This is a genomic window from Psychromonas arctica, assembly GCF_038155225.1.
GTDB classification, from domain to species: domain Bacteria; phylum Pseudomonadota; class Gammaproteobacteria; order Enterobacterales; family Psychromonadaceae; genus Psychromonas; species Psychromonas arctica_B.
In genome coordinates, this window is the sequence record NZ_JBAKBA010000367.1 from 1 (window position 1) to 214 (window position 214).

At 40.7% G+C, this 214-nt stretch carries 1 protein-coding gene; it reads right to left on the minus strand.

The genetic code is table 11. The annotated features are described in order from the left end of the window. The coding region (locus V6255_RS18810) for a GTP-binding protein (RefSeq protein WP_341629466.1) at positions 1-214 on the minus strand (214 nt) is incomplete at both ends.

Genomic DNA, 214 nt, shown 5'->3' on the forward strand with positions numbered 1-214 from the left:
CGGAGGTAGTTATAGAAATACCACGATCTTTTTCCATTTCCATCCAGTCAGAGTATGCATGTTTACCCGATTTTTTACCCTTTACAGTACCGGCTTTTTGTAATGCATTTCCGAACAATAGTACTTTTTCTGTAATCGTTGTTTTACCCGCATCAGGGTGAGAGATGATCGCGAATGTACGTCTAGAGTTGACTGCTTCTAGGAATTTAGCGTC